The 10,545-nt window shown below is 48.3% G+C and carries 7 protein-coding genes; 3 read left to right on the top strand and 4 right to left on the bottom strand.

Going from position 1 to position 10,545, the window contains the following annotated elements; genetic code table 11:
- Positions 1-630 precede the first annotated feature (630 nt).
- From BSHG_RS16820 to queG, 3 genes are read left to right on the top strand one after another with little or no spacing between them, the layout of a single operon-like run.
- Positions 631-3,990, top strand: a complete 3,360-nt coding sequence (locus tag BSHG_RS16820; RefSeq protein ID WP_005783669.1) for a DUF2723 domain-containing protein — start codon at positions 631-633, stop codon at positions 3,988-3,990.
- Positions 3,991-4,006: 16 nt separating this feature from the next.
- The gene (locus BSHG_RS16825) at positions 4,007-4,621 is read left to right on the top strand and encodes a polysaccharide deacetylase family protein (protein WP_005783668.1); all 615 of its coding nucleotides are present in this window, start codon (positions 4,007-4,009) and stop codon (positions 4,619-4,621) included.
- Positions 4,621-5,550, top strand: coding sequence for a tRNA epoxyqueuosine(34) reductase QueG (gene queG, locus BSHG_RS16830; RefSeq protein WP_008657882.1), 930 nt, complete (start codon positions 4,621-4,623; stop codon positions 5,548-5,550). Before BSHG_RS16825 ends, queG begins: the two co-directional genes overlap by 1 nt.
- A 33-nt stretch (positions 5,551-5,583) precedes the next feature.
- Here queG and BSHG_RS16835 read toward each other — a convergent pair whose 3' ends face one another.
- From BSHG_RS16835 to BSHG_RS16850, 4 genes are all read right to left on the bottom strand, one after another.
- Positions 5,584-6,828 carry a DUF4861 domain-containing protein gene (locus BSHG_RS16835; RefSeq protein WP_011201856.1) on the bottom strand — a complete coding sequence of 415 codons (1,245 nt, stop codon included), beginning with the start codon at positions 6,826-6,828 and terminating at the stop codon, positions 5,584-5,586.
- Between the two features lie 26 nt (positions 6,829-6,854).
- Positions 6,855-7,646, bottom strand: coding sequence for a gluconate 5-dehydrogenase (locus BSHG_RS16840; RefSeq protein ID WP_005813937.1), 792 nt, complete (start codon positions 7,644-7,646; stop codon positions 6,855-6,857).
- 66 nt (positions 7,647-7,712) lie between these two features.
- Positions 7,713-8,555, bottom strand: coding sequence for a 5-dehydro-4-deoxy-D-glucuronate isomerase (gene kduI / locus BSHG_RS16845; protein WP_008657880.1), 843 nt, complete (start codon positions 8,553-8,555; stop codon positions 7,713-7,715).
- A gap of 123 nt (positions 8,556-8,678) precedes the next feature.
- Positions 8,679-10,259, bottom strand: a complete 1,581-nt coding sequence (locus BSHG_RS16850; protein ID WP_008657879.1) for an arylsulfatase — start codon at positions 10,257-10,259, stop codon at positions 8,679-8,681.
- Positions 10,260-10,545: the final 286 nt, after the last annotated feature.

Raw genomic sequence — 10,545 nt, 5'->3', positions numbered from 1 at the left:
TCGGCAGTATCCCCGCTGTCAGCAGACAGGGAGTCATTCTGTCATCTTCGGCACATCCTGCTATCGAAAGGCAAAAACACAGCCATAAGGCTTTACCGAGACACTCTCGCATAATAAAAGTTCTATTCATATACTAAGATATTAAAGTGAATAATCGTATCAAAGACGCATTGCGGACCTATACATCTTCGTATGAGTCCGGAAAGGCTGTTTGATACCACTTTTATTATGCGTAAGTTTGTGTATTACAATCAGATATGACGGTCTTGAATACACAATGGTGTTTCAAAAAACGTTCCTTTTTTGAAACACAGTTTTGGCTCTGCTCACTGAAGGCCAAAGGAAGAGATAAATGGCTGATAATTAAAACAATGTAGAAATATTTGCACAGATGAAAAAAGCGGCTTATCTTTGTTGCATCAGACGAACGTCTTTTGAAACATGATCTTTGCTCTCCCATACAATAATTCTTCTTCAACTATTCTTATTATTAATTCAAGACCAACCGTTACCGTTTCTTAATTCTCCCCTCCAAACTCCTAAAACTCTACACTTTCTACGGCTATCTTCACGTAAATCATTATCTTTGCGCCCGTGTATCATGATAATATGTAACTAACTATAGTCTGAATGAAACAGTACAAAACCGTAAACAACCTCGTGGGTTGGATCACTTTCCTGATCGCCGCAACCGTCTATTGCATGACGATAGAGCCCACAGCCAGTTTCTGGGACTGCCCGGAATTCATCACCACCGCCTATAAACTGGAAGTAGGCCATCCCCCCGGAGCACCCTTCTTTATGCTCACCGCCAACCTTTTCACACAATTCGTCAGCGATCCGGCACTGGTAGCCAAAATGGTGAACTACATGAGTGCGCTGATGAGCGGTGCCTGCATCCTGTTCCTTTTCTGGAGCATCACGCACCTGGTTCGTAAACTCGTCATCACAGACGAAACGAACATCACCCGCGGACAACTGATCACCGTCATGGGATCGGGACTGGTAGGTGCATTGGCCTATACATTCAGCGATACATTCTGGTTTTCGGCCGTAGAAGGCGAAGTATACGCCTACTCTTCCATGTTTACGGCCATCGTTTTCTGGCTGATATTGAAATGGGAAGACGTAGCCGACCAGCCGCATAGCGACCGCTGGATCATCCTGATCGCCTATCTGACCGGGCTCAGCATCGGTGTGCACCTGCTCAACCTGCTCTGTCTGCCGGCCATCGTACTGGTATACTACTACAAGAAAGTGCCGGGCGCCAACGCCAAAGGATCTCTGCTGGCACTGGCCGGCTCCATGGTATTGGTGGCAGCCGTACTTTATGGTATTGTTCCCGGTGTCGTAAAAGTAGGCGGCTGGTTCGAACTGCTGTTCGTCAACTCACTGGGCATGCCGTTCAACACCGGTGTCATCGTTTATGTAGCCCTGCTGGCAGCCGCCATCATCTGGGGTATATACGAAAGCTACAACGAGAAGAGCCGCACCCGCATGAACCTCTCTTTTCTGCTGACCATCGCCATGCTCGGTATCCCCTTCTACGGGCACGGAGCAAGTGCTGTCATCATCGGTATCCTGGTGCTGGGAGTACTGGCGGCCTACCTCTTCGCGTCAAAGCTGAACGAAAAGATACGCATGTCGGCCCGTACCATGAACACCGCCCTGCTCTGTACAATGATGATCATGGTGGGATACTCCTCGTATGCCCTGATCGTGATCCGCTCGGTAGCCAATACACCGATGGATCAGAACTCCCCGGAAGACATCTTCACGCTGGGTGAGTATCTGGGACGCGAACAGTACGGAACCCGTCCGCTGTTCTACGGACCGGCCTACTCCTCGAAAGTGGCCCTCGATGTGGAAGACGGCTATTGCGTACCCCGCCAGAAAAGTACAGACACCAAATACGTCCGTAAAGAGAAAACCTCACCCGACGAAAAAGACTCTTACGTTGAACTGCCGGGACGTGTGGAATATGAATACGCGCAAAACATGCTCTTCCCCCGCATGTACAGCTCGGCACACACCGCCTATTATAAGTCCTGGCAAGATATCACCGGCTACGACGTGCCCTACGATCAATGCGGAGAGATGCTGATGGTGAACATGCCAACCCAGTGGGACAACATCAAGTTCTTCTTCTCCTACCAGCTCAACTTCATGTACTGGCGCTACTTCATGTGGAACTTTGCCGGACGGCAGAACGACATCCAAAGCAGCGGCGAAATAGAACACGGCAACTGGATCACCGGCATACCGTTCATCGACAACCTTCTGTATGGCGACCAGAACATGCTCCCGCAAGAACTGAAAGACAACAAGGGACACAACGTTTTCTATTGTCTCCCCCTCATACTGGGAATCATCGGACTCTTCTGGCAGGCATGGCGCGGTCAGAAAGGCATCCAGCAGTTCTGGGTGGTATTCTTCCTGTTCTTCATGACCGGTATCGCCATTGTGCTTTACCTCAACCAGACACCCGGACAGCCGCGCGAACGTGACTATGCCTACGCCGGTTCCTTCTATGCCTTTGCCATCTGGATCGGCATGGGTGTGGCGGGCATCGTACACCTGCTGCGCAACTACATGAAGGAAGTCCCCGCAGCAGCCCTCACGTCGGCAGTCTGCCTGCTCGTACCCATACAGATGGCGAGCCAGACCTGGGACGACCACGACCGCAGCGGACGCTACGTGGCACGCGACTTCGGACAGAACTACCTGATGTCACTTCAGGAAAGCGGCAACCCGATCATCTATACCAACGGTGATAACGATACCTTCCCGTTGTGGTACAACCAAGAAACCGAAGGCTTCCGCACCGACGCACGTACCTGTAACCTGAGCTACCTCCAGACCGACTGGTACATCGACCAGATGAAACGTCCGGCCTACGACTCTCCGGCACTGCCCATCACTTGGGACAGAACGGAATACATGGAAGGTCAAAACGAATACGTCCCCATCCGTCCGGACTTCAAGAAGCAGATCGACAAAGCCTACAAAGCCGCCGAAGAAGAGGTGCTGAACGGCAAGAATCCGGAAGCACTGAACAATATCCGTGCCCAGTTCGGCGATAATCCTTACGAACTGAAGAACATCCTGAAATATTGGGTACGCACCAAAGACGGACAAGCAGTGATACCGACCGACAGCATCGTTGTCAAAATCGACAAAGAAGCCGTTCGCCGTTCGGGTATGATGATTCCGGAGGCATTGGGTGACTCCATCCCCGACTACATGCACATATCGCTCAAAGACGAAAAGGGTAACCCGAAACGGGCTCTCTACAAGAGCGAGTTGATGATGCTCGAAATGCTGGCCAATGCCAACTGGGAACGCCCCATTTACATGGCCATCACCGTCGGTACGGACAATCAGCTGAACATGCGCGAGCATTTCATTCAGGAGGGTCTGACATACCGCTTCACACCGTTCGATACGGAAGCTCTCGGAGCCACCATCGACAGTGAAAAGATGTATGACAACCTGATGAACAAGTTCAAGTTCGGAGGCATCGACAAACCCGGCATCTACATCGACGAGAATACGATGCGCATGTGCTACACCCATCGCCGCATCTTTGCCCAACTGATCACCCAGCTGATGAAAGAAGGCAAAAAGGACAAAGCGCTGGCAGCACTGGAATACGCCGAAAAGATGATTCCGGCTTTCAACGTGCCCTACGATGTACAGAACGGAGCACTCGAAATGGCAGAAGCTTACTACCAGTTGGGAAACAATACGAAAGCCGACCAGATTATCGATGAACTGGCAAACAAGTCTGTAGAATACCTCACCTGGTACCTCAGCCTGGACGACAATCATCTGCTCATGTCGCAGCGTGAATTTATCATGCACCTCAGCGCACTGGATATGGAAGTCAAAATGATGGAGAAATATAAGTCGAAACTCGCCGGTAACTATACCCCGAAGGTGAACGAACTATATAACATATACGTGGGACGCATGAAAGCCCACCAGTAATCTGTAACCGAAGGAGATGTTTATAGAGCAACCGCCTTGGTTTTTCCGCGCAATCTATCCCGACGCCATCTTCCGGATGGACCCTGACGAAAAGGCTGTTTACCTGACCTTTGACGACGGTCCCATCCCGGAAGTGACGCCTTGGGTACTGGAACTGCTGGACAAACACAACATCAAGGCAACCTTTTTCATGGTAGGCGACAACATCCGTAAGCACCCGGATGTGTTCCGTATGGTAGTAGAGCGCGGACACCGCATCGGCAACCATACGTTCAACCATATCCGCGGATTCGAGTATCTGTCGTCAAACTATCTGGCCAACACGGACAAGGCCAACGAGATGATGAAAACGGATCTGTTCCGCCCACCCCACGGACATATGCGCTGGATGCAATATATGACGTTGAAGCGTCACTATAAAATCATCATGTGGGATCTTGTCACACGAGACTACAGTAAGAAGCTGCGTCCGCCCCAAGTGCTGGCCAATGTGATGAGATATGCCCGCAACGGGTCTATCATAACCTTCCATGATTCGCTGAAGTCCTGGAACAACGGAAACCTGCAATATGCGCTTCCCCGTGCCATCGACTTCCTGAAAGAAGAAGGATACGAGTTTAGGTTACTATAATGGAAACGAAGATAAACAGTAAAACCCTGAAAGCCGAAGCCTTGCGCCTCGGCTTTTCTGCTTGCGGCATAGCCCCGGCCGAGCCAATCGATCAAGCCCATCAGAATGCTTTGAAAATGTGGCTGGATGCGGACCGGCAAGCCGGAATGACTTATATGGCGAATCATTTCGACAAACGCTGCGACCCGGCTTTGCTGGTCGAAGGCACTCGTTGCGTGGTTTCCGTAGCACTAAACTATTACCCCGCCACCCGTATACCTGACGAGGAATATCAATTCGCATGGTACGCTTACGGGAAGGACTATCACGATCTCATGCGTGAAAAACTGGCTGCCCTGTTCCGCTTTATACAAGAATCAGACGTACCGGAGCTGAACGGACGCATGTTCTGTGACACCGCGCCCGTACCGGAACGTTATTGGGCCTGGCGTGCCGGCCTCGGGTGGATCGGAAAGAACACCCAGCTGATCATTCCCCATGCCGGTTCCACTTTCTTCTTAGGCGAGCTTTTTCTGAATACGGAAGCCGATACATACGACCGGCCTCAACCCAATCGCTGCGGCCGATGTAACCGTTGCCTGCAAGCATGCCCTACAAAAGCTTTAGAGACGCCATACAACCTGAATGCACACCGTTGCCTTTCATACCTCACCATCGAGAATAAAAGCGAAATTCCGGACTCTATCGCCCCCTTTATGGGAAACCGTGTGTATGGGTGTGACGAATGTCAGAAAGCTTGTCCCTGGAACCGGTTTGCCACTCCCTGCCGGACACCGGAACTGCAACCCTCACCGGAGTTCATGAACATGAAGAAAGAAGACTGGAAGCAACTGAGCGAAGAGAAATACAGAGCCCTCTTCAAAGGCAGTGCCGTGAAGAGGGCCAAATATAGCGGGCTGATAAGGAATATAAGACAAATGGAAGACTAAGAAACGGGCTATAAACAGCTTCCGGCAGCACTCTTATTTCACTGTAACCGTCAGCGGATTGCGAACCTTCTGTGCAAAATCGGCCATATACGCATTCCAGGCAGCGCTATCTTTTATGTCGGCTTTGCTCCAGGCAGCCCCCCAGTAGTAAGTAAAGTCCGCTCCCGGTTCGTACTCACTGATTGCCAGCACATGCCCGTCGGCACCTCCACGCAGTTCCTTCTTTTCTTTCTCCGGGAAGAGAACTGCTTTTGCCTCCTTCACCAAAGTAGGAAACGCAGCACCGACAAAGATCTTACCATTGTCACCACCGGCATTATCCGTCGGATCCACATAAGTCATGTATCCGTTTGCCGCATCTGCAACAATGGCCCCATCGGGTTCGTGCAATACAATACCAACGGCTAAAGGCATCGTCTCCTTCAGGTTCGTATAAGAGACAACTGTTTTATTGCAATATGAACCCGCATCCAATGTAATGATCCGTGTCTCGATAATAGTAGAATCTCCTTTTACGACCAATGGATTGTATACCAGTTTCACAGTAAAACGCAACGGACCGTTATCCAGTATCTCCTGGGTAGCGTAACAATACGGATAAATGATTGTATCCCCTGCCATCAATGCAGTCGTACCTCCCCCCAACGTAGGACCGACCTTATAACAATCCAGCCCGTTGCCATGGTCCACATGATAAGAGACAGAGCGGTAAAGTTCCTGCGCGGCTTTGGGGTCCGTCTTTCCGAGTTCGGCTATTTTAGCTTTCATATCCGGATTCAGTTCGCCTTCATAACGAGCTTCCACCACCGGCTCAGTAGTATTATACTTCGTCCAGATATCATATCCGAAAGCACGCTCTCCGGTTTCCTGCAAAGCAGGCCCATAAGCACGAAAAGCCGTCAGATCGTTCTCCCAAGCCACGTCATCCACCCGTTCGGGATAATATCTTCCACAAGCCTTCACCGGGCACTCTTGAGGAATACCCACTTTTATCGTATAAACGGCTGAGCCATTCGCTTGCACAGTGACCGGAAATATCACTTTCTCATCAGAAGTTATTTGATAGGGCACTTGCTGTCCTTCGGCATCTACCACTACTATCTGTGCCGTATCGGGTAAATGCAATTTAGAGGAAACCTCACCCATGGAAACTTCTACCATCTCGCCGCTTCGTTCCAGTGAGGTGGCATTGGACACCGTGACAGATACTGTTCTGCCCGCTTCGTTACAAGCCAGGCACAACAAAACGGCTGCGACAAAAAGAAAAACTTTCTTCATTGATTCAATTGTATTGATCAGATTCATTAAGGTTGTTTACCGATATAAGCCAAAATACCGCCATCTACATAAAGTACATGACCGTTCACAAAATTCGAAGCATCCGAAGCCAAAAAGACAGCCGGCCCCATCAGATCCTCCGGTGTTCCCCACCGGGCAGCGGGAGTCTTGGATATTATGAATGAATCAAACGGATGGCGCGAACCGTCCGGCTGCACTTCACGCAAAGGTGCTGTCTGAGGTGTAGCGATATACCCCGGGCCTATGCCATTACACTGAATGTTGAATTCTCCATATTCGGATGCAATGTTGCGTGTGAGCATCTTCAACCCACCCTTGGCAGCAGCGTAGGCAGATACAGTCTCACGTCCCAGTTCACTCATCATCGAACAGATATTGATGATTTTTCCATGCCCTTTCTTAATCATCGAAGGGATAACAGCCTTCGACACGATAAACGGAGCATTCAGATCTACGTCGATCACCTGACGGAATTGCTCTGCCGTCATCTCACACATCGGTATACGCTTGATGATACCCGCATTATTCACCAAAATGTCAACCACTCCCACTTCTTTCTCGATCTGTGCAACCAAAGCATTCACCTGCTCTTCGCTGGTGACGTCACACACATATCCCCTGGCCTCGATTCCCAATTCTTTGTATGCGGCCAAGCCTTTATCAACCAGCTCCCGGCTGATGTCATTAAATACGATCTTCGCTCCTGCCTCCGAGAAAGCAGTAGCCAAGGCAAAACCAATGCCGTAAGATGCACCTGTGACCCATGCCACTTTGCCCTCTAATGAAAAGTTTACCATACTTATAATGTTTTTAAAAACTTATCTCACTTTCATTTCCTAAAAGGAACTTCCACACCGGACAGTTTATTTCAAGTCCGTAATTAATGAAAAGTCCTGGTCGCCATAATCAAGATTCTCACCTCCCATACCCCAGATAAAAGTATAATTGTGAGTTGCCGCAGCCGAATGGATAGACCACTCCGGTGACAAGACTGCCTGATCGCCCTTCATCCACACATGACGGGTTTCGTCAACCTCACCCATAAAGTGGCACACAGCATGCTCTTCCGGTACTTCAAAATAGAAATAAGCCTCCATACGACGGCTATGGACATGTGCAGGCATCGTATTCCACACACTTCCCGGAGCCAGTTCGGTCATCCCCATCTGCAACTGACAGGTGGGCAACACCTGATTTACCAGCATCTTGTTGATATTACGATGATTCGAACCTTCCAACGTTCCCATTTCAGCAACTACAGCATCGGCTTTAGTCACCTTTTTATCGGGATAATTGCGATGAGCGGCCAGTGAATTAAAATAAAATTTAGCGGGATGTGCAGCATCCGTACTCTCAAAGGTAACGTCCCGGTCACCTGCCCCCAGATAAAGTGCCTCTTTATAATCTAACTGAAATATCGCATCCCCCGCCCTCACGACACCGGGCCCCCCGACATTGAAAATACCCATTTCACGACGGGTCAGAAAATAAGGAGCTTTCAAAGGATCGATAGCTTCCAATTTCAACGCTTCCTTTACCGGCATGGCCCCACCTACCACCATACGGTCGTACATGGAATATACCATGTTTACTTCATCGGCTGAAAAAACCTTTTCTATCAGAAAATCTCTTCTAATTCTCTTGGTGTCGTAGCTTCTTGCATCTTCCGGATGGGCAGCATAGCGAATCTCATAGTTTGTTTTCATATTTCTTATTTATAAGTTTACATTAGGTGTCGCTCAGATAAACTCCGTTTACGCACACGACGCAAAAATAAGAAAAGAAAACGGGATTTGGGAATAAATGATACTCCAATTATCATGAATAAATCAATCTTTCGGATAATTGGGACTATAAAGTAAGGTTTGATCTCTTACCGCCAGCTTTCCATCTTTTACAAACTCTGTTCCTCTCTCTTGCAAGTGGTCAACCATCGCTTTACGCATTTCAACCAGCCTATCTGCATAACGACTATTTCCGGAAAGGTTCTTCTGTTCACCGGGATCTGAACTTAAATCGAACAGTTGCTCTTCACCCGTATGAATAAACCAGATATACTTCATTTTACCATCAGTCAACGCACACCAATAGTTATCGGCACTGTAGCAGGTGGCATGTTCCAGATCGATATATTTTCGCCAGCCGTTTTTATTTCCTGAAGCCAGGGCTACCAAAGATTTTCCATCCATATCATCCGGTACCGTCCCTCCCGCAAGTTCAATGAAGGTAGGTAAAAAGTCGCGTAGCTCTACTGGCTGTTCAATCCGCTTTCCTCTGATAGCCTGTGTAGTCATGGCAGAAGGCCATTTTATGATATAAGGAATCTTGGCCGACCCTTCGTATGCATAGGTTTTCCGCCAATGATAATGATCTCCCAACATATCACCGTGATCGGCCGTATAGCAAATGATTGCATTTTCGTACATTCCTTTCTCTTTTAGAATCTGAATGATCTGTCCAATCTGGTCATCAATAAATGTCACATTTGCATAATAATGGCGTCGTGAATTGACAGCATACTCTTCGCCTAGATTTGCAAAAGCCGCATCCTTTGAAACCCGTTCCGGATCTTTGCGTTCAGCATATTTCCCACACCAATCTCCAACGAACGGTACAGGAATATCTACCTTCTCATACATATCCAAATATCGTTTCGGAGGATCGTACGGACTATGAGGACGAGCAAAAGAGACCTTGAGGAACAAAGGTTGATCGCTATCATAATTGCGTATCAATTCACAAGCTGTCTGACCTGTCCAGGCCGTAGGATGCAGCCTCTCTTCAAGTTTATAAGTCCCGGCATTATGATTATTCCAGCCGATTCCTGTTAAATCCGGATTCTTCCCGGGAGCTTGCAACTGAAACCATTCCCGATAGTCACTGATAAAATCACGGGTTTCACTGCGTCCGCTCTCGTCGACCAACGTAGCATGAAAACCATGCAAAGCTTTCTGTGGAAACCAGTGCATCTTTCCTATCCCGAAAGTGTAGTAACCCAAGTCACGCAACATCTGAGGCATTTCATATTTATATTTGGAAGCCACCTTCCCATATCCCAGCATCCCATGGTGCCATGGAGACATCCCCGTGAGCAAACCGGCACGTGCAGGCGTACTACTGGGTGCAGAGCTGTAACCACACACAAACAAACTGCCTTCCTGAGCCAGTTTATCTATATTAGGAGAAATAACCGCCTTATTGCCCATGCAATGTAAAGCATCTCCACGATGTTGGTCACTCATAATAAAAATGATATGCGGCTTCCCTCCCTTTATGGCAGGAGCCTTTGACAGTTTGGAAGAATCATTACCGGTCTCTTTGCTTTCGCCATTAAACGCATAGGTTGACGGAGAGGCTGCCAAACCTGCTCCCACGGCAAGTGAACATTTCAGAAAATCGCGACGTTTCATTGATTATCAGACTTTAGTATTAACGAATAGGCAAAAATAGGTAAAAAGAAAGAGAAAGAAGAGAAATTTAAGATAATAAAAATCCACCGGGAGTTCTTTCCTTTGTTCTTCGAAAAACATAAAGGCAACAGAGAAGGCAACAAGAAGATAAAGAACAGATTATAGAATAGAATTTCATCCGGTACAAAATACTAAAATATCGAAAGAGGACCTACTGAGGACAGTAATTCAAATTAGCGTTTTATTCGGTGACATAAAGGGATACAAAAAAAAGCACTACTACTAC

Source organism: Bacteroides sp. 3_2_5 (assembly GCF_000159855.2).
In the GTDB taxonomy this organism is placed as follows: domain Bacteria; phylum Bacteroidota; class Bacteroidia; order Bacteroidales; family Bacteroidaceae; genus Bacteroides; species Bacteroides fragilis.
This window is presented reverse-complemented; position numbering and strand designations above follow the sequence as displayed.

What these genes read in the sequence shown, in the direction of transcription:
- BSHG_RS16820 (WP_005783669.1), top strand. Translation starts at nt 631, where the DNA reads ATGAAACAGTACAAAACCGTAAACAACCTCGTGGGTTGGATCACTTTC.
- BSHG_RS16825 (WP_005783668.1), top strand. Translation starts at nt 4,007, where the DNA reads ATGTTTATAGAGCAACCGCCTTGGTTTTTCCGCGCAATCTATCCCGAC.
- queG (WP_008657882.1), top strand. Translation starts at nt 4,621, where the DNA reads ATGGAAACGAAGATAAACAGTAAAACCCTGAAAGCCGAAGCCTTGCGC.
- BSHG_RS16835 (WP_011201856.1), bottom strand. Translation starts at nt 6,828, where the DNA reads ATGAAGAAAGTTTTTCTTTTTGTCGCAGCCGTTTTGTTGTGCCTGGCT.
- BSHG_RS16840 (WP_005813937.1), bottom strand. Translation starts at nt 7,646, where the DNA reads ATGGTAAACTTTTCATTAGAGGGCAAAGTGGCATGGGTCACAGGTGCA.
- kduI (WP_008657880.1), bottom strand. Translation starts at nt 8,555, where the DNA reads ATGAAAACAAACTATGAGATTCGCTATGCTGCCCATCCGGAAGATGCA.
- BSHG_RS16850 (WP_008657879.1), bottom strand. Translation starts at nt 10,259, where the DNA reads ATGAAACGTCGCGATTTTCTGAAATGTTCACTTGCCGTGGGAGCAGGT.